This is a genomic window from Nostoc sp. CCY0012, from assembly GCF_963920855.1.
Lineage (GTDB): Bacteria > Cyanobacteriota > Cyanobacteriia > Cyanobacteriales > Nostocaceae > Cyanocohniella.
The window spans coordinates 24853-45840 of the sequence record NZ_CAWUDM010000023.1 but is presented as its reverse complement, the minus strand read 5'-3'; the positions used below and the strand labels follow the sequence as shown (position 1 = coordinate 45840).

Here is a 20988-nt window from a genome sequence, read left to right as displayed (position 1 = left end):
CCGCACTTTATTGACTTTTGACTTTTACAAAAAGTTGCCAGGAGGATTTCCTTGCGGGCAAACTTTTCCAGACGACTTTTGACTTCAGCGTAGCGGTAATAGTGCTACTAGGGTCATATCTCAAATATTTCAACCTCATCACAGCACTACAAAATTTTTACGGATAGTCGAGGGAGAATGCCACACTCGTTCTATCTGCCACTACCACGCTCATCCAGAAAATTCACTAACATTGTTGTCTTCATTATCCAAAAATCAATGAAATACTTTTCAACACAAGAACTGGTTATGATTGACATCTACTAGCTTTTTTTGCTGCGGTTAGCTAGGATTGGCGTATTCTCGCAGATCATAATTGCAGTAGATGAATGAGAATTTGACTCAAAGCGTCCTAGAACAATCTTTTTCCAGGTAATATCTGGCAATGTGCCAGATGTTTTTAATACTTACCCTCAAGGAAAATTAAATTCACCTGAGAATTAATATAAACCTGACCTCTAGGCGATTCTTTGTCTGTATTGAACTGTTTGATGAATAGCAATTACCCCTTAAATGCTGGTAACTTTTCTTCATCTGGTGAAACTATGGTGATTCCTATTGCTTCATTATTTTGATTATCTCGATAAATAGTGATTGAGTTTGTTTGATTGGATGCTTATTTGGCGTTGTTTACTGCATTTTGGGGGTCAATGATCAGCTGTTGAGCAAATTCATTGCCTGATACCCACTTTTCTCAGAACTGTAAGAAGTAGGTTTTAAGACCGTACAAATTAAGTGCATATAAAATTTTTATATGTATCAAACATAGTTTTCACAGAAATTTGCCCGTTTACTTAACCCTACTAATTCTCTACAGTTATTTCGAGAAAAAATCCGGATAGTTAAATACAAAAAGATAGTGGTGAAAAGTTAAATGATTAACATTTGCATATCCGCTCGTTTAACTGCTCCTTGCATTTAGTATTCCCAGGTCAGGTTCCGGATCTATAACTAGAAGGTTACTATTTGTAAATTAATTGCATAAATTAAATTAATTTTTTTTCTATTAATTAGAAGAAATACTTATATCTATAGTTATCTATGTAGTTATTAATTTTATAAAAATAATTTTGACGAACAGGTCAACTGAAATTTCCGTCAAGTGTTTGGACGACATTTTTCGTATAAATACTATTTTATGTATACCAACAATATTGACATTGCTGATTTTCCATGAATGTATGATTTAGCAGTCATAAAAGAGGCGATCGCCAGATGGTAAACTGGCGATATTTTGCTCTGTAAATTCCCTCTTTAAACGAACTATTTATTACACAAAAGTTAAAGCTTCACCGCGCACTTGTGTATTTACTTGCCCTTTGTCATAAACAATCTGACCACCAACAATAGTTGTCACAGCCCATCCTGTGAGGTTACAACCTTCAAATGGACTCCAACGGCACTTGGTTAACAGTTCTTCCCGCTGGACTGGTCGGTATGTGTTCAAATCTACCAGAACTAAATCAGCGTCATAACCAGGGGCGATCGCTCCTTTATGGGGAATGCCATAACCCTTAGCCACAGCAGTAGACATCCAGTTAGCTACTTGGGCTACAGTACAGCGTCCTGCCATGGCCGCCGTTAACATTAAAGCCAGAGAAGTCTCTACCCCAGGCATTCCAGAAGGAGTATTGGGATATTCTTGCGCTTTTTCTGCCAAGGTGTGGGGTGCGTGATCTGTAGCAATAAAATTAATGACACCATCGCGCAAAGCTTGCCAGAGGACTTCGTTATCGTGGGGCGATCGCAACGGTGGATTCATTTGTGCTAAGGTGCCAATTGTTTCATAAGCACTGGTATTCAATAATAAATGCTGGGGTGTCACCTCTGCTGTCACCCAATCTGGTTTCTCCTGACGCAGTAAATCGGCTTCTTCTGCTGTGGACATATGCAAGATATGCAGCCGGCGATGATATTTTTGAGAAAGTTTTAAGGCTAACTTCGTTGCTAAAAGTGCCGCTTGATTATCTTGAATTTGGGAATGAATCGCCGGATCATGAATGCCTGCAAACTCTTGACGACGTTGGTTGATTCTGCCTTGGTCTTCGGCATGAACGGCAATTAATCGATCTCCGTGACCGAATATCGGTTCCAAAGTTGCTTCTTGATCAATCAGTAATTGACCATGCATCGATCCCATGAAAATCTTAATTCCCGGTGTGGGTTGAGCCAAAAGTAAATCTGGTAAATTTTCTGAAGTTGCACCAATGAAAAAACCATAATTAACCACGCACTTATTGGCGGCGCGTTGCAGTTTGTCGTCTAAGGCTTGCTGGGTAGTGGTCAGGGGACGAGTATTGGGCATTTCCAAAAAAGAAGTAACTCCACCTTTGGCACAGGCACAACTGGCCGTAAATAGATCTTCCTTATGTTCTAACCCAGGTTCCCGGAAATGCACCTGTGGATCAATGACCCCTGGCAACAAAGTTAACCCTTCTGCGTCAATTGTGGTGACTGGTGTCGGCGGAGAAATTTCTGGGGCTACGGCAACAATTTGGCGATCGCGCGTCAGCACATCCCCCTCCAACCATTCACCATCAGGGAGAATCATTCGAGCGCGACGAATCAGTAAACTTTGTGGAGATGACATAGCGTTAATCACATTTATACAGATAACTAAGCTTTTAGGTTAGACTTGGTTGCACACGTTATCGTATATTTTTGCGGATACCTAAAAAAAGTTTAATTTTGAGTTATCAATTCCCTGGGTGAAGATGCTAACTTCAACCAGGAAATCAGAAGTTTACTCGTTAAGATAAAAAATATCATCTCCCCCATTGAGTTCGTTACCTCTACTTTTGCTTACTTCAGTAATTTCATGCGAAATCAAGTGTCTGATAAAAACTCTAGTCAACAACCCGATAATTCCTGGCTCGCTGAACTAGCTAGAACAGTTGTATTAAGTATTGTTTTGGCTCTGGGAATTCGTACTTTCGTTGCTGAAGCTCGCTGGATTCCTTCTGGTTCTATGGAACCTACACTCAACGGTACCCCAAACCAATGGGAAGCAGATAAGATAATTGTCGATAAGTTGAGATATAAATTTTCCGAACCGCAGCGGGGAGACATTGTAGTATTTTCACCAACAAAAACACTACAAGCAGAACAATACAACGATGCTTTCATTAAACGTATAGTCGCCTTACCTGGAGAACAAGTAGAACTTAGAGATGGTAACGTCTATATCAACAATGAACCTTTACAGGAAATTAACTACCTCAGAACCCAGCAGAATACAGCCATTGATGTTTGTACATCAGGACAGCAGGAAGCTTTTTTAGCACAACCACAAACTATACCCCCCGATTCATACTTAGTTTTAGGCGATAACCGTAGTAGTAGCTACGATAGCCGCTGTTGGGGTGTTGTCCCCCGCGAAAATATTATCGGTCGTGCGGTACTGCGCTTTTGGCCTTTAAACAACATTGGAGGTCTTGATAGATAACCATTGTATCCATAGTTAATAGTTATTTATAGAGTTGGCAGTGGGGAATATTGAGTATTTGTGATGATTCAATATCTCGGCATCTCCATTCTCCAGCGATAGAATCACCTTGCAATGTCGTACTTAGCTAAAATTTTACTCTACCCGATTAAGTCACTAGATTGCGTGGAAGTTGAGCAAGCTAGGATTCTTGCCAGTGGAGCATTAGAATCAGATCGTGAGTTTGCCATTGTTGACGAACGGGGTAGGTTGGTCAATGGTAAGCGCAATGGCAAAATTCATTTATTAAGATCACAATTTGATATTTTTCAGAGAACTATTTCTCTACAAATCCCAAATCACGAGTCACCACAAGTTTTTCACCTGGATGAAGAACAACAAGCACTAGCCGCAACCCTAAGTAATTTTTTTGGGTTTACTGTCAAATTAAAGCAAAATTCTCTCATGGGTTTTCCCGATGATCCAAATTCACCGGGGCCAACGGTGATTAGTACAGCGACTTTAACAGAAGTAGCTTCCTGGTTTCCCGGCGTGAGTGTTGCCCAAATGCGTCGCCGGATACGTGCGAATATTGAAGTTGGTGGTGTCCCAGCATTTTGGGAAGATCAACTATTTAGTCAACCAGACAATCATGTCTTCTTGCGAGTAGGAGATATACATTTATTGGGTGTGAATCCTTGTCAGCGTTGTGTAGTCCCAACACGTAATCCTGATTCTGGAGAAGCTTACCCAAACTTTCAAAAAATATTTGTGCAACAGCGACAAGCCACTTTACCAGGGTGGGTGGACTCATCCCATTTTAATCACTTTTATCGCTTGAGCGTCAATACGCGATTAATGGCTTCAGAAACTAGGAAAATTTTGCAAATTGGTAACAAAATTGACATATTTCAGCCATGCTTGTAATATTTTTTCATAAATATCTAGGAAATTTAGAAAATAAAAATATTTTTGTGACTTTTTTCTGGAATATTGATCTGACAATTTTTAACCAGAGGTCTTGAAAGTATACAACTGCGGAGCGCGGATTTTTCCGCGTCTGGCTCTTGCTGATGTTGTGGCGGAGGTGAAAAACCCTCATCACCCTCAAGTTTGTGCTTGAGTGAAGGGAAATTCAATCTCTCCTTTGAGGTGATTGCGAGAAATGCCCAATTGGACTGGATTTTTAGTGCTAGTAGCAACAATTACCCTAAAGTTTCATGCGTTTGTGAATGAGTGTAAATATTTTTTGCCGTCTCAGCAGGAGCATATGTTGATCTATTACTAGATTAAATGTAGCAAATTAAGGTGTTATAACAAAGTTTGAAGATTATGTGTCCGCTAAAATCAACTAGACAAATGGGTAGATACAACCTCGGTTTCATCCATGTTTATACTAGTATCAGTTACTTGCTTGATGGTTAATTAGGGTTGGTTCAGTAATATTACTGAGGAAAGAAGTAGCTAATAAAGCCAAAGCTTCTCGATTTTAGCCTTGGAAAAAATCAAACCACAATGTTATCCAAACTTCAGCCCGTCAAATTTTTTAACCGCTTAATTGGCAAAGTTGATGCCAATATACACCTCAGATCGGTTCTCATTGTGCCGTTTGTGTTGCAAATTGGTGGGGTAATGGGGGTAGTGGGCTATCTTTCATGGATAAACGGACAGCAAACTGTAGAACATCTGGCTACTCGATTACAAAATGAAATCTGCGATCGCATCGAACAACACCTCAATAGTTACCTAATAACTCCCAAGCAAATCAATCAAACCAATGAATATTCGATGCACCAAGGCTTACCCCAGCCATTGGAATTAAAACCCACTGAGCGTTACTTGTGGAAACAAATGCGGATTTTTCAAATTGGCCGCAACAAATTTGTGAATCCCACAGGTGAATTTATTGGGATTCAACGTCTGGATAATGACAACTTTTTAATCAACAAGATTTCCGCAGATCAAGGTATTGGCAAACTTTATGTTGACACCACAGATAAGCAAAAAAAGCCCGTTGCAGTTAAGACCGTAAGAGACTATGAACCTCGCCAAGAATCTTGGTATACAGATGCGGCTAAACTAGGTAAACCCTTCTGGAGTCAAGTTGATCAACGAACAGACCAACCAGATATTTTTGCCAGATCCTCTAGCTATCCTCTTGGCGATCGCACTGATCAGCTAATTGGGGTGATTGGTTTTGATTTAATGCTGGCACAAATTGGTCATTTTTTAACTAAATTAAAAATTGGACGATGGGGAAAAGCCTTTATTTTAGAATCTGATGGGCTAATGATTGCTAGTTCTACGACAGAGCCATCTTACATGATGATTGATGGACAGACAAAACGTCTGTTGGCATCAGATAGCCAAAATTATTTAATTAGACTGACAACCGAGCATTTGATTCAGCGCTTTGGCGACCTAAAATTACTTGTAGATCAGCAAAGATTCAAATTTAAGGCAGATGGGGCGCATTATTTTGTGCAGGCAAGAAATTGGCAAGATGAAATTGGTCTTGATTGGCTAATTGTCGTAGTTATTCCTGAAGCCGAATTTGCCGAGCAAATTAATCACAATCACCAAGTCACTATCTTACTATGTGTAGCAGCTTTATTAGTAGCTACAGAAATCAGCATTTTAACTAATCGCTGGGTAATTAAACCAATTGTGCAGTTAAGCATCTCAGCCAAAAAAATTACTTCCGGAGAATGGCAGCAAATCACAGACATTCAGCGTTCTGATGAACTAGGAGATCTAGCTAAATCATTTAATAGCATGGCGCAGCAATTAAAAACGTCCTTTGCCAACTTGGAAGCACAACATGTGGAAATGCAAGCTTTAAATGAGGTATTAGCTGAAAGTCAGAGCCGATTGGCTCAATTGCAAACCATACAACAAGAACTAATTCAATCTCAACAAATTGCCGCTCAAGGACAGCAAATAGCCGAGCGGGCAAATCACGCCAAAAGTGAATTCCTCGCTAACATGAGTCATGAACTGCGGACTCCACTGAACTCTATTCTGGGTTTTACCCAAGTCATGAGCTATGACAATTCTCTATCTAGCGAACATCAAGAAAACTTGGCCATCATCAATCGTGCTGGCGAACATCTCCTGAATTTAATCAACGACATTCTAGAAATGTCAAAAATTGAAGCAGGCAAAACTACATTGAATGTTGACAGTTTTGACTTGATTCACCTTTTGCAAAGTCTAGAAAAAATGTTTCGCTTTCGTACTGCTGCTAAAGGCTTACAACTGATATTTGAATATGCTGCTGATATTCCTCAATATGTGCAAACTGACGAAAGTAAACTACGTCAAGTCTTACTCAATCTCTTGGGCAATGCGATCAAATTTACTAGTACGGGGAGTGTGGCTTTGCGGGTGGGCGTGGGAAGAGGGAAGAATGCGGAAAATGGAGAAAAGCATTACCCAGTACCTAGCATCTGTGAGGCTTCTAGCCAATTCCTCCACTTTGAGGTGATAGACACTGGCGCTGGTATTTCCCCAGATGAAATTGATGTATTGTTTGCAGCTTTTGGGCAAACTGAAACTGGAAAAAAATCGCAGCAGGGTACAGGATTGGGTTTGGCAATTAGCCGCAAATATGTCCAACTCATGGGAGGTGATATTAGCGTTAGCAGCACCTTGGGGAGAGGTAGCACATTTACTTTTAATATTCAGATTGGTTTAGCCTTATCTAAGGAAATTCCCCCACAAACAATTCAACGCCAAATCATTGGTTTAGCGCCAGAACAGCCAGAATATCGAATTTTGGTAGTTGATGATGTGATGGAAAGTCGTTTGGTGATTGTTAAACTGCTGACAGCCATTGGCTTTGTGGTGCGAGAAGCCAAAAATGGTGAACAAGCGATCGCTCAATGGATAGAATGGCAACCACACCTGATTTTTATGGATATGCGGATGCCTGTAATGGATGGTTATGAAGCCACAAAAATTATTAAAGCTAGGGAAATTGCTTATAAGCTGTGGAAAATTCATACCTCATTAGCTGTGGGGGTAAAACAAACTAATTATCTCAGAAATTTGTTCAGTTACAGCACTCAATGTGAGTTGCTGCCAAATACTCACTTTAGGTGTTGCTACTCTAATTCACCGATTTCACCAGGGACTCATTCACAATCTAATAGTCTAGCTAAGACTCATACAGTGATTATTGCACTCACTGCTAGTGCCTTTGAGGAAGAACGTCAAAAAATATTAGCCAATGGTTGCGACGATTTTATTCGCAAGCCGTTCACGCGGGAAGTATTACTAGAGAAATTGCATCAACATCTAGGTGTAAAATATATCAGCCAAAGAGAATCGGTTAAAATAGCTACTCTCAATCTAGAAACAGATATATTGCCCAATGAAATGGAAATTATGCGCCATCTGTCGCATATGTCACCTGAGTTACTGGAAAACATACACCATGCCGCAGCCAGTTGTAGTGATGACTTGATTTTAGAATTACTTCACCAAATGCCACCAGATAAAAGTCAAGTTTTCCGATTTTTCAGTGATTTAGCCAGAAAATATCAGTTTGAGAAAATTATGGAATTGACTAGAACAAAGGCAGAATGAATTACAAGCGGTCAGACCCTAAGAAAAAAGACATTTTGATCATTGACGATATGGCAGATAATCTGCGAGTTTTGTCTTCGCTCCTCACCAGAGAAGGATATAACGTTCGCAAAGCCTTGAACTGGCAAATGGCTTTAACTGCTTGTCAAACAGTATTACCGGATCTAATTTTACTTGATATTATGATGCCGGATGTAGATGGTTATGAAGTGTGTCAGCGATTTAAACAGTGGGATCTGACCGCAGATATTCCAGTAATTTTTATTAGTGCTTTAGACGATGTTTTCGACAAGGTGAAGGCCTTTCAAGTCGGGGGAGTAGATTATATTCCCAAGCCATTTGAGTTTGAAGAAGTTTTAGTGCGTGTACAGAACCAAATGGTATTAAGAGAGGCACAATTAGAAATATTGAAACTTAATACAGAACTAGAAGAAAGAGTAAAACAGCGCACTTGGGAGTTAGAAAGAACTCTGCAAAAACTCCAAGGCGAAATTGCTTCCCGTCAGCAACTACAAAGTAAACTGCTAGACATGGTATTGCATGATTCTCTGACTGGGTTACCCAACAGATTTTTGTTTATTAAGCGGCTAGAAAAAGCTCTCCATCTTGCCAAGGAAGAACCAAATTATCAGTTTGCTGTCTTATTTTTAGACTGCGATCGCTTTAAGGTTGTCAATGATTCTTTAGGACATTTAGTAGGAGATGAATTATTAATTGCTATTGCTCGCCGTCTACAAATATCTCTAACACCATCGGCTACTCTCGCCAGGTTAGGTGGCGATGAATTTGGTATTCTTTTAGAGAAATTACCAGATATAAGTGTAGCTATCCAATTAGCTGAGAGCATATTACAACAATTATCATTGAGTTTTAAATTATCAAGATATGAAGTTTTTATGAATGCTAGTATTGGTATTAATTGGGGCAGTAAAGATTACGAACAATCAGAATATTTGCTCCGGGATGCTGATACAGCAATGTATCGTGCTAAAGCTTTAGGCAGAGCTAGATATCATGTTTTTGATCCAGTAATGTATCAAGAAGCTCTTCAGCTTTTAGATTTAGAAAATGACTTGCGTCGGGCTGTTGAACGGCAAGAATTTTTGATATATTATCAGCCAATTGTCTCTCTAGCTTCAGGCAAAGTAGCTGGATTTGAAGCACTTATACGCTGGCAACATCCAGTACGTGGTTTAATTTCGCCTACAGAGTTTATTCCCGTCGCCGAAGAAACAGGTTTAATTAATGCTATCGATAAGTGGGTATTGCAATCATCTTGTGAGCAATTACGTATCTGGCAAAATTCCCTCACAACAACGCAAAAGCTGACTATTAGTGTCAATTTGAGCGCGCGGTTATTTTCACAACCTAACTTAATAACAGAAATTGATCAAGTTATTGATGCGACTCAAATTAATCCAGCTAGCTTAGAACTAGAAATAACCGAAAGTGTAATTATGGAGAACAACCATGCTGTAAAAACAATTATTCAACAGTTAAAAGACAGAGGAATTAAATTAATTATAGATGATTTTGGTACAGGTTATTCATCCTTAAGTTATTTACATAGATTTCCTTTAAATGCCCTGAAGATTGATAAATCCTTTGTCAAAGTTATGGAAGATAGTGAAGAAAATATGGGTCTAGTACCAGCAATGATTAGTATTGCTGAATCAATGGGAATGAGTGTGATTGCAGAAGGAGTCGAAACCACAAAACAGTTAGAAAAATTGAAGTTTTTAAACTGTAATTTCGCTCAAGGATATCTGTTTTCTCAGCCTCTAGAACCTCATTTAGTACCCAAATTTATCAATGAGGCTCCTCAGTGGTGATGGTGTGTGAACTTATCCCCACCCAGACACACGTATCCATTTATGCTCTTAATATGATAGATTTTCTTAGTGGTGTCTCCAAGAAGCTTCATTATCCTCCATGATGATAAATATAGCTTTTGGTTGAAAATGCATTTAAATAAAAGTAACAATTATAAAGGCAATATTTTGGTGGTTGATGATACACCAGATAATTTGCGGCTTTTGTCGGTAATGTTGACGTCCAGAGGTTTTGAAGTTCGCAAAGCCTTAAACGGTAAAATGGCTTTGACTGCCTGTCAAATGGTGTTACCTGATATCATTTTGCTGGATATTAATATGCCGGGAATGGATGGATATCAAGTTTGTCAACGCTTGAAAGCAGATGAAAAAACTTGTGGCGTACCAGTAATTTTTATTAGTGCGCTGGATGATGTTTTAGATAAAGTGAAAGCCTTTGGCATGGGTGGAGTAGATTATATTACTAAACCTTTTCATGGTGCAGAAGTAATATCACGGATTGAAAATCAAATTAATTTACAATCATTACAAATAAAATTAAAAGAAAAAAATTTACTATTACAAGAAGCCCTCGACAATTTGCAAGCAGCCCAAGTCCAACAGATTCAGAATGAAAAGATGGTTGGCTTAGGGCAGTTAGTAGCAGGAATTTCCCATGAGGTTAATAATCCTATCAGTTTCATTTATGGCAATCTTCAATATGCTAGTGAATATGTGCAAGACTTAGTGAAAATCATCGCAGCTTATCAACAAGAATATCCCCACCCAACCCCCCATATTCAAAAAATTATTCAGGATATTGATCTGAATTTTGTAATTAATGACTTGCAAAACTTGATGGGTGCGATGCATAGAGGATCAGATCGCATTCGAGAAATCGTCTTGGCATTACAAAACTTCTCTAGACATGATGAAGCCCAGATGAAGCCAGTGAATATCCATGAAGGCATCGACAGTACTCTGGTGATGTTACAACATCGACTCAGAGCAACAGCAAATCGTCCTGCCATTGTTGTCGTGAAAGAATATGGTAGTTTACCCTTAATTACTTGTTATGCCAGTGAACTGAATCAAGTGTTTATGCATTTATTGAACAATGCCATTGATGCTTTAGACAGGGGAGGTAGCGATGCAAACAACTCCCAAGATCAGTTGACAATGTGCGACACTTCAAAAAATCTAGAGACTAGCCACAGGGTGTCCTTCCGTTCTAGCCCTATCAATGGCCAAAAGGAAATATCTCAAAGAGCAAAAATTAATCGTCATACATCAGAAAATACCAAGAAATCTGCACCAATTCCCACTGCCAATCCGCAGATTCGCATTTGCACCGAATTAGTCGAGCCTCATACTGTGAAGATTGCGATCGCCGACAATGGTCATGGTATAGATGAATTGCTGCAATCGCGTTTGTTTGATCCTTTTTTCACCACAAAGCCTGTGGGTAAGGGTAGTGGCTTAGGATTATCAATTAGTTACCAAATTGTAGTGCAAAAACATCGGGGTCACCTGACCTGTTCTTCATCTCCAGGAAAGGGAACAGAGTTTACAATTTGCATTCCGTTGAATACCGCAGGGTAGCTATTCCTAGAAAACCACCGGAAAATTCAGCTAGCTAATATGATTAATTATAATTGAGTAGTATGCAAGTATAAAAGACTACTAAAATTTGCTTCGTCATCAGAAAATCAAGATTTTTTCTACATTAAAAACTACTATTTTTAGTTCTATAAACGCATAATAGAAATGTGACTGATTTGTTCGCCCCTTTACAATCCTTGAAAGCAGGCCACTGGTTCAAACTAATCTGTGGAGCCAGTTACCAGCATCTGCCCGCAGTCAGAAGTTTAACATTAGCCTACACATTGGCAGGCGCTGACTGTATAGATGTGGCAGCTGATCCCGCAGTAATAGCAGCCGCCCAAGAAGGGCTACAAGTAGCCAGGCATCTAGTGAAGGATGCCAAGGAGAGAGGCTACGGCTATCAAGGCAATTTACCCTTTTTGATGGTCAGCCTGAACGATGGAGAAGACCCTCATTTTCGCAAAGCAGAGTTTAATTCTACGGAATGTCCCCAAGATTGTCCTAGACCTTGTGAAACGATTTGCCCAGCACAAGCGATTGATTTTTCGGGGGTTGAATCCCAAAAATGCTATGGCTGCGGACGTTGCCTACCCATTTGCCCATATGATAAAATTTATACAAAATCATATATGTCCAGCGCTGGCGACATTGCGCCATTGGTCATGTCAACGGGAGTAGATGCCGTAGAAATTCATACGAAAGTAGGACGTTTGCCAGAGTTTCGGCAATTATGGCAAGCAATTTCACCGTGGGCTAATCAATTAAAGGTAGTAGCTGTTAGCTGTCCTGATGGTGAAGGTATGATTGACTACCTACATGCAATTACTGACTTAATTACCCCATTGCGTAGTGCCTTAATTTGGCAAACAGACGGTCGTCCGATGAGTGGTGATATTGGCGATGGCACTACTTTAGCAGCAGTGAAATTAGGGCAGAAAGTTTTGGCAGCTAAGTTACCGGGATATGTGCAATTAGCAGGTGGCACTAATAGCTACACTGTTGCTAAGTTAAAGACAATGGGACTGTTGAAGAAGGCAGGGGAGCAAGGGAGCAGGGGAGCAGAGGAGAAAGAACAAATTTTCCCATCACCCCCCCCGCCCGTCAATCCCTCAGTCTCTGTTTCCGGAGTCGCTTACGGTAGCTATGCCCGCGTACTGCTGTCACCAATTCTTGAGCAATTAGAACAGGAGGTGAGTCAAACCAGTGTCAAGGCGCAAGTCCGCCTCGAAGAAAAACCCGAATTACTCTGGCCAGCTGTAAAGCTTGCCCGTTCTCTCGTTTCCCAGATCAAGTCACAGCAGGAGTAGAAGTACGGCATTGCCATACCCTACAGTAGCTCGTTCGTTATCTCTCATAACGTCACCATAGAAAGCATGACGATTAAAGAAGATCTCCAAAAGTTATTAGACATTTTGCCCCAAGACCTGCGACAAGTACTAGAGAATCATCCTCAACGAGATAGTTTAGTTGAAGTAGTCTTGGATCTGGGTCGTTGCCCAGAGGCTCGCTTTCCTAATCAAGCTGAGTATCTGAGCGCAACTCCCGTCACTCAAGCACAAATAGATGATTGTATTCAGCGAGTCGGCATCTTTAGCGGAGATAATCGAGCAGGAATTGAGCAAACATTGCATCGCATCAGTGCTATCCGTAACCGCAGTGGTCAGATTATTGGCTTGACCTGTCGTGTTGGTCGGGCGGTATTTGGCACAATTGGCATGATCCGCGATTTGGTGGAAACTGGTAAATCAATTCTCATGCTGGGACGGCCTGGTGTGGGTAAAACTACTGCCTTAAGAGAAATTGCCCGTGTTTTGGCAGATGATCTGCATAAGCGTGTAGTCATTATTGATACTTCCAACGAAATTGCTGGTGATGGTGATGTACCACACCCTGCCATTGGTCGCGCCAGGCGGATGCAAGTGGCACAACCCGAACTTCAGCATCAGGTGATGATTGAAGCAGTGGAAAACCATATGCCAGAAGTCATTGTCATTGATGAAATTGGTACAGAATTGGAAGCTTTAGCGGCGCGTACCATTGCTGAACGAGGTGTGCAATTGGTCGGTACTGCCCACGGTAACCAAATTGAAAACCTGATCAAAAACCCCACCCTTTCTGATTTAGTTGGGGGTATTCAAGCTGTGACTTTAGGAGATGACGAAGCCAGAAGGCGGGGTAGTCAAAAGACTGTTTTGGAACGCAAAGCTCCTCCCACCTTCGAGATTGCAGTGGAAATGTTAGAACGGCAACGCTGGGTCATACATGAAAGTGTGGCTGATACAGTCGATACTCTGCTCCGGGGTCGTCAGCCGAACCCACAAACAAGAACTGTTGATGACCAAGGTAAAGTGGCGATTACCAGGCAGTTATCTGTGGTCAACGGTCGCGGTGGACAAGTGGCGGCAGAAGAAGCATCTTTTCCCCCAGTGCGACAGAGTAATGGCTGGCGTTCATCGGGACAAATGGTAGCATTGCCACCTTTGTCTTTAGAGCGGGAGCGGGTGAGCGGACGTAGTGAATTTGACCGTTTGCTGAATGAATCCTTCAACTACTCAGAGAGTATTGATCTCAAACCCAGCAGACACGCAGGCCCAAACGGCGAGGATTTGCCACTACACATTTACCCTTATGGTGTGAGTCGCCACCAACTAGAACAGGTAATTGGTGTCCTAACTTTGCCAGTGGTATTGACAAAAGAGATTGATAATGCTGATGCGATTTTAGCACTGCGATCGCACGTCAAAAACCACGCCAAACTCCGGCAAATGGCCAAAGCCCGCCATGTACCTATCCACATGATTAAGTCCAGTACAATACCGCAGATTACCCGTGGTTTGCGGCGCTTGCTGAACATAGAAGATCCGGACATGACCGATGACCGAGAACTGCAACTGTTTTTGCACAGTGGTAGCGATGACGAAATGGATGCCCTCGAAGAAGCCAGACTTGCTGTAGAGCAGATTGTGATTCCTAAAGGACAGCCAGTTGAGTTATTACCTCGTTCTTCCCAAGTACGGAAAATGCAGCATGAGTTAGTAGAACACTATCGACTCAAGTCTGATAGTTTTGGCGAAGAACCAAATCGGCGTTTGCGGATTTATCCAGCTTAAGTAGCGACTGGGAGTAATTCAAGAAGAGGCAGAGGGGAAGGGGGCAGGGAGCAGGGGGGAGCAAGCCCTTCCCCTGGAGCGATAAGCGTTGTGGAGCATGAGTAAAAGAAGCCCCGCCCACTTACTTGGGCAAGTGTAACTGCTCAGTGCGCCGCTTCCAGGGCGCTTAACTGAGGCAGAGTACAAGGGACTTCCCAGTCTCTCCCCCTTGCTCCCCTGCCCCCTGCTCCCCTGCCTCTTTTGACCTGCTCCCCTCCCTCTTTTGACCTGCTCCCCTCCCTCATCAACTACTTGCCGTTACCGTTACCACCATTGCCATTCTGGAGAAGCACACGTTCAGCAAGTTTGTCTGGTACTTCCTGGAGATGGTCATATTCCCAGTGGAAAGAACCAACACCAAGAGTAAGCGATCGCAGCTCGATAATAAAGTCATGCATCTCTGCTTGGGGCAAGTATGCAGCTACATTATCCCACCCTGGCCAATCATTTCTACCTTCATAGCCTAAAATTTGCCCGCGTCTACCGCTGAGTAATTGCAGCACCTTGGAGGTAAATTCACTCGGTGTTGTGACTCGCACCTGCAGAATCGGTTCTAAAAGTGTGGGTTGAGCCTGGGGTATACCTGTTTGCATGGCTAGTCGGGCTGCTTGTTTAAATGCTTGTTCCGAACTATCTACGCTGTGGTAGGAACCATTGGTCAGAGTTACAGCTACATCTACGATGGGGAAACCTAAAGGCCCATGTGTGAGAAACTCCCGCACACCCATTTCCACCCCAGGAATGTATTGTTTGGGAACTACACCGCCAACAATAGTTTCATTGAAGTTGAAACCTTCGCCACGTGGTAGGGGTTGGATATTCAGAAAAACATCACCAAATTGTCCATGACCACCACTTTGGTGTTTGTAACGTCCATGAACTGATTCTACGGTTTTGCGAATAGTTTCTTTATAGGGAATTTGTGGCAGATGAGTTGACATGGGCAAGTTATATTTGCGGCGCAGTCTGTCAAGGGCTACTTGTAAATGAATCTCGCCTTGACCCCAGAGAATAACTTCATGGGTATCCCCATGCTGTTCCCAAGCTAACGCTGGATCTTCTTCTAATAATTTAGCGATCGCACTGCTGAGTTTGACTTCATCGTTGCGTTTTTCTGGTGTAATCGCCAAAGCATACACTGGTGCCAATTGTTCTGCTTTGGGTAACTCTTTCACCTGGCCGTCTGTGGAAATGGTATCTCCTGTTTTGATACCCTCTAAACGGCTCAAAGCCACAATTTCCCCATTACCCGCTTCATTAACCAACTGCGGTTGTTGTCCTGTGAGGCGGTAAAGTCCACCAGTCCGCATCCCATTGAGAACAATACCATCAGTTAATGTCCCCCGCCAAACACGCACTAGGGAAAGTTTGCCACCTTGGGGAGTGTAATAAGTTTTGAGTACCTGGGCTAAGGGAGTATTACCTTTGATATTTTTTAACCGGCGTTCTGCTGTGGCTGCGGCTTCGGGTGCTTCTCGTTCCAGGGCTTCTAATAAAGGCCTGACACCATAGTCTTGTTCAGCTACACCAAAGAAGACGGGAACAACTAAATCTGCGCCTAATTCTAGTTTGAGGTCGTTGAGAATTTCTTCTTGGGGCGGTTCAATATCTTCTAAAAGTTCTTCGAGTAAATGGTCATCAAAATTTGCTAAAGCTTCGAGCATTTCCGCCCGTGCTATGTGTTCTTCTGCTTTTAAACTTTCCGGAAAAGGAATCAAGTCAGCAGGTGCGCCGGCATGATATTGGTATGCTTGTTCACTCACCATATCGATAAAGCCGGTGAGTTGTTCCCCTTGCATTATGGGGTATTGGTGGGCTACTAATGGACGACTGGAAACTGCTTTCAGGGCGTGTAATGTTTCTAAAACGTGAATATTCGCCCGATCCATTTTATTCACAAAGACGAGATGGGGAATTTCCCAATCGTCAAGGAATTTAAATAAAGGAGCCAAGGTGAGGACACGATCGCTTATGGGTTCACAAACTACAATTGCCGCATCGACTCCTATTAAAGCATTGTAGGTTTCTTGAGCAAATTCTACTGAACCAGGACAATCAATAAAGGTAAAACGAGTGTTATTAAACTCAGTACTAGCGGCGCTGACTTCTACACTCATGTGGCGATCGCGTGCTTCTGCCGCACTATCTCCCACGGTGTTACCATCCTTAACATTGCCTTTGCGCGAAATTGCCCCAGTGACAAATAACAAGCTTTCTAGTAATGTGGTCTTTCCACTTAAATAAGGGCCGACAATTGCAACGTTCCGCGAACCCGATTTGACTTTTTCGTTCATAAAAAACTCCCTTGCGGTAAGTCACTCTTACCCGCGTGATTTTGTAATTTATCAGGGATAAAAAAATAGTTCTCAAGCGGAAGAATCATTTCTTCCTTAACTTGACATTATCCTTCTTTTAATCGCTAGTAAAAAAAATTGTAGTCTGTCGTAAGATTTAGCTTAAGAAAAGTTAAGTAAACCAAACTTTAATACCAAATTCAAAATTTTTGTAAATATACTCGAAATAATAAAAATTTTAATCTAGTAAACCTAACTCAAATTGTGGCGAATCCGAGAATCAATGAGATTATCACTTGATAAATATCCCATAGTCGGCATAGTAAGTTTAATCGTACTAGGTGAAAGTTTTCTCTTCACCGCTTCTAGTCACCCCATGACCCCACTTCTAGCCCAGTATAGTCTGCCAACGGCCACAACTTTGTTAAATCAAGGCTTACAAGCAATTCAAGCCGGGAGGGTTCAAGATGCGATCGCCTCTTTTCAACAAGCAATTCAGCTAGATCCCCAGTTAGCCCCAGCGCACTACAATTTAGGGCTAGCACTGCGACAAACCGGACAATTAAAGCCGGCGGCTGATGCATTTTATCAAGCAACTCAAGCTGATCCCAAATTTGCCTTGGCTTTTGCTAATTTAGGTGGTGCATTATTAGAAGGCAATAATTTCCAGCAAGCCAGCGATTATTTACAACGGGCGTTAGAACTCGATCCTCAGTTGGGTTTTGCTCACTATAACTTGGGTTTAGTCCAACAACAGCAGCAAAATTGGGATCGAGCGATCGCCTCGTTTAAAAAGGCAATGGAATATAGTAAAAACGCACCAGAGCCTGCCTATCATTTAGGGATATGTTATCTTCAGAAAGGTCAACTTATTCAAGCTCAAGCAGCCTTCCAACAAGCTATTAAAATTAATCCCAAATATCCAGAAGCTCACTATAATTTGGGTTCTATTTTATTTAATCAAGGCAAACTAACAGAAGCATTAGACGCTTTTAGAAAATCAGCAGAAGCAAACACTAATTATCCCAATGCATATTACGGTGCAGGGTTAGTTTTTATGCAACAAAAACAGTATGCCGAAGCGTTACAAGTCTTACAATATGCTAGAGATTTATACAATGCTCAAGGTAATCCTCAATGGGGAAAAAATGCCGAGCAATTGTTGCAACAAGCACAAAAATTAAATTCCCAACCTCGCTGAAGCACGATTACTTAATATTAGGTCACAATAGGGTTAATGGTTGGACTAGCTAGTTTAGTCTGAACTTGACCAGATGGGATGAAAACTTACATGTACAAGCGCTTCAAGAGTCGATTTTTATTTTGCGATCGCTGGTTGGATCGGCATACCATTGTTCGCAACATGGAGGCTTTCCAAGACTTAATAGTGATTTTTCTGTGTTTAGGATTGTTTGCTCTCATGTTAATACAGTTGTGGGGCATATTTGTGGCGATCGTCCAGTCCCTAGACTATAAATATGTGACAGCAAAAGTACTATTTGTGTTGATTTTAGTCGAATTATTTCGGCTACTTATGGTCTACTTGCAAGAACATAGTATTTCTGTAGGAGTAGCAGTTGAAGTCACAATTGTATCTCTATTACGAGAAGTCATTGTTCATGGAGCAATGGAAATTTCAGGAGTGAAAACCGCGGCAATTTGTGGCTTATTATTTAGTTTGGGTGTGCTACTTATAGTGTGTGCTAAAACACCGCATATGGATTGTATGAGTGCTAACACTAAAGTTTGTCCTGTTATCAATCAAGAACGTAACGAGCGTAGATTTCCGTATCCATCTGACGAAAATCAGCCGATGGTGTAATAAAATTCCTCAGGCTTGTAGCCTGAGGCCATACATAATCATAACCAGTTACTGAGTCTGAAATCCTCACAGTCACTAGAGTAAGTAGAATGGTGTAAATAATTAAAGGTTTGTAGTCCTCTAATAAGGACTATACTGCTTCGCAGAACCCGTAGGATAGTCCTTACTACGAAACAAAGGCAATTTTTTTACATTACTTCACATAGTTTGGTTTTTTCAAGTCGTTCTACTTAGGTGATTTTGGCGAATATATTTCTTTAAAACACCGTAGCCATATTCTGATAGACGTATCTTTTTCTACGCTTTTAGGGAGATGAAAGACTCATAGAAGTTGAGTAGAAATTAATTAGAAACTTAAAGGAGAAAAAATTTATGGCTACTGGAAACGGACATTCTCAAGAACCCATTAGCAACCTAGAGTATGACTTTATCTCTGTGTTGCATAATAAAGCCGAAGCTGTAAAGGCTTACGAAGGTTACATCAAAGATGCACAAGAAGTTAACTCTCAGCCGTGTGTAGAATTATTTCAAAAATTGCGGCAATCCGAAATGGAGCAAGCACAAGAAATTCGCCACCATCTACAACAGGTAATGCAGCACGGTAAAATGTAATTAAAAGCATTTTAAAAGTTTTGGGTGAATACATATATCAGCCCAAGACGAGTTAAGTGCAGCTATGCCTATAAAGGTTTGACGCTACTATACAAACAAAGTCCGCCTGGGGAGCATCCCACTTTTTTGAATGTCATTGCGTTCGCGGAGCGTGGCGTAAAGCCTAACGGCATAGCTGCGCCTAGAGCCATACGGAGCGTAAAGCCCTAACGGGCATGGCTGCACTTACCGCGTAGCGTGCCGGAGGCTCTAGCAATCACGAGGGTTTTGAAGTTTCTAAATTTTGTTACTGAAAATCGCCCGTTGATTACTTGCCAAAGAATGCTAGCAATCACGAGGGTTTTGAGGTTTCTAAATTTTGTTACTAAGTCCTGTTAATATTCTCGCTTCGCCTAGATATTACATCAATTCACAGATATGGATATTATTGAAATCCTCAAGGCAGACTATCAAAGATTTCCCGCCAATCAAACATACAGCATCTACGCAGAAGATGTTTATTTTCAAGACCCATTAAATAAATTTCATGGTGTTAAACGCTACCAGCAGATGATTAAGTTCATCGAGACTTGGTTTGTCAATCCCCGCATGGATGTACATGATATTCAACGTATGGGAGACACCATAAAAACCGAATGGACACTGAGTTGGAATACCCCCGTACCTTGGAAACCGCGTATTTCCATCGCCGGCTGGAGTGAATTGGGTCTTAACTCAGATAATTTAATTATTTCTCACATCGATTATTGGCACTGTTCGCGGCTAGATGTCATCAAACAGCATTTCTTTCCTCTTGATTAAAGCAGCAGGAAATTAGGTTTTAGTTGATTGCTTTAAACTGAAAGTAACAATGAAAGCCAGTAACTTGTATGACTGCTGCCAAAAATTCCGAAGCTATACAGACAGAAGCAGAAAATATGATCATTCCACCTAGTGATTTGTGGAGTGATGAGCCTCCTCTGGAAAGTGATTTGCATCGGGAACAAATCGAACTGCTACTAGCTTGCCTGAAATGGTTGTGGCGTCACCGTACGGATTTTTATGCTAGTGGAAATTTGACAATTTATTTCAGCCCAGAGCAGATTACCACAAGAGACTTTAGAGGGCCAGATTTGTTCGTGGTTTTAGGATGTGAAAATCGTCCCCGCAAAAGTTGGGTATTATGGGCAGAACAAGGTAAATATCCCAATGTAATTATTGAATTGCTTTCTGATAGCACTGCTAAAGTTGATAAGGGTACTAAGTTTGAACTTTATCAAGAAACTTTCCGGACACCAGAATATTTTTGGTTTCACCCCCATACGTTGGAGTTTCAAGGATTTAGCTTAGTGGGTGGTAAGTATCAACCTTTAGAACCCAATGCCGAAGGGTGGCTGTGGAGTCAGCAACTAGAATTGTTTTTGGGTGTGCATGAGTCCAAGTTAAGGTTTTTTAGTGCAGATAAGCAGTTAGTAGCAACAGCAGAAGAAAGAGCCACAATCGCAGAACAACAAGTAAAAATACTCAAGGCTCGACTCAAGGCGCTGGGAATTGACCCAGATATAACAGAGTAGTGTTGACGCCTAGTCTTGTAAAACAGCATTTATTTTCTTTAAACAGTTGATAATGTAAATAAATGTAAATAATCCTGAGACGGGACGTA

The 20988-nt window shown here is 41.4% G+C and carries 14 protein-coding genes; 12 read left to right on the top strand and 2 right to left on the bottom strand.

Features of this window, described 5'->3' with window-relative positions:
• Positions 1–1309: 1309 nt before the first annotated feature.
• Entirely contained in the window at positions 1310–2629 is a 1320-nt protein-coding gene (locus ACM0OS_RS09040) for a dihydroorotase (RefSeq protein WP_414542846.1), read from the bottom strand.
• Positions 2630–2857: 228 nt separating this feature from the next.
• Here ACM0OS_RS09040 and lepB point away from each other — a divergent pair, with 228 nt between their 5' ends.
• The 7 genes from lepB (at position 2858) to ACM0OS_RS09005 (ending at position 14579) form a co-directional block, all read left to right on the top strand.
• On the top strand, positions 2858–3484 hold the full coding sequence (gene lepB / locus ACM0OS_RS09035) for a signal peptidase I (protein ID WP_414542845.1): 627 nt from the start codon (positions 2858–2860) through the stop codon (positions 3482–3484).
• Between the two features lie 114 nt (positions 3485–3598).
• Positions 3599–4390, top strand: a complete 792-nt coding sequence (locus tag ACM0OS_RS09030; RefSeq protein ID WP_414542844.1) for an MOSC domain-containing protein — start codon at positions 3599–3601, stop codon at positions 4388–4390.
• A 588-nt stretch (positions 4391–4978) separates the two neighbouring features.
• Complete coding sequence (locus ACM0OS_RS09025; RefSeq protein ID WP_414542843.1) at positions 4979–8053, top strand: ATP-binding protein; 3075 nt, start codon at positions 4979–4981, stop codon at positions 8051–8053.
• Positions 8050–9885 (top strand): EAL domain-containing protein, encoded by a 1836-nt coding sequence (locus tag ACM0OS_RS09020; protein ID WP_414542842.1) that lies wholly within the window; start codon positions 8050–8052, stop codon positions 9883–9885. The genes ACM0OS_RS09025 and ACM0OS_RS09020 overlap by 4 nt, the downstream gene beginning before the upstream one ends.
• Positions 9886–10014: 129 nt before the next feature.
• Positions 10015–11466, top strand: coding sequence for a response regulator (locus ACM0OS_RS09015; RefSeq protein ID WP_414542841.1), 1452 nt, complete (start codon positions 10015–10017; stop codon positions 11464–11466).
• Positions 11467–11633: 167 nt separating this feature from the next.
• Positions 11634–12776 (top strand): circadian clock protein LdpA, encoded by a 1143-nt coding sequence (gene ldpA, locus ACM0OS_RS09010; RefSeq protein WP_414542840.1) that lies wholly within the window; start codon positions 11634–11636, stop codon positions 12774–12776.
• Positions 12777–12842: 66 nt separating this feature from the next.
• The gene (locus ACM0OS_RS09005; RefSeq protein WP_414542839.1) at positions 12843–14579 is read left to right on the top strand and encodes a R3H domain-containing nucleic acid-binding protein; all 1737 of its coding nucleotides are present in this window, start codon (positions 12843–12845) and stop codon (positions 14577–14579) included.
• A 287-nt stretch (positions 14580–14866) separates the two neighbouring features.
• Here the strand turns inward: ACM0OS_RS09005 and ACM0OS_RS09000 are convergent, their stop codons facing one another.
• Positions 14867–16912, bottom strand: coding sequence for an elongation factor G (locus ACM0OS_RS09000; RefSeq protein ID WP_414542838.1), 2046 nt, complete (start codon positions 16910–16912; stop codon positions 14867–14869).
• 283 nt (positions 16913–17195) lie between these two features.
• Between ACM0OS_RS09000 and ACM0OS_RS08995 the strand changes: the two genes are divergently transcribed.
• The 5 genes from ACM0OS_RS08995 (at position 17196) to ACM0OS_RS08975 (ending at position 20899) form a co-directional block, all read left to right on the top strand.
• Positions 17196–18113: a tetratricopeptide repeat protein gene (locus tag ACM0OS_RS08995; RefSeq protein WP_414542837.1), complete on the top strand. Its 918-nt coding sequence runs from the start codon at positions 17196–17198 to the stop codon at positions 18111–18113.
• A gap of 90 nt (positions 18114–18203) precedes the next feature.
• Positions 18204–18734, top strand: a complete 531-nt coding sequence (locus tag ACM0OS_RS08990; protein ID WP_414542836.1) for a phosphate-starvation-inducible PsiE family protein — start codon at positions 18204–18206, stop codon at positions 18732–18734.
• Between the two features lie 372 nt (positions 18735–19106).
• The gene (locus ACM0OS_RS08985; RefSeq protein ID WP_414542835.1) at positions 19107–19346 is read left to right on the top strand and encodes a hypothetical protein; all 240 of its coding nucleotides are present in this window, start codon (positions 19107–19109) and stop codon (positions 19344–19346) included.
• A gap of 417 nt (positions 19347–19763) precedes the next feature.
• A complete protein-coding gene (locus ACM0OS_RS08980) occupies positions 19764–20147 on the top strand; it encodes a DUF2358 domain-containing protein (protein WP_414542834.1) in 384 nt (127 codons plus the stop codon).
• Between the two features lie 68 nt (positions 20148–20215).
• The gene (locus ACM0OS_RS08975; protein ID WP_414542833.1) at positions 20216–20899 is read left to right on the top strand and encodes a Uma2 family endonuclease; all 684 of its coding nucleotides are present in this window, start codon (positions 20216–20218) and stop codon (positions 20897–20899) included.
• Positions 20900–20988 lie beyond the last annotated feature (89 nt).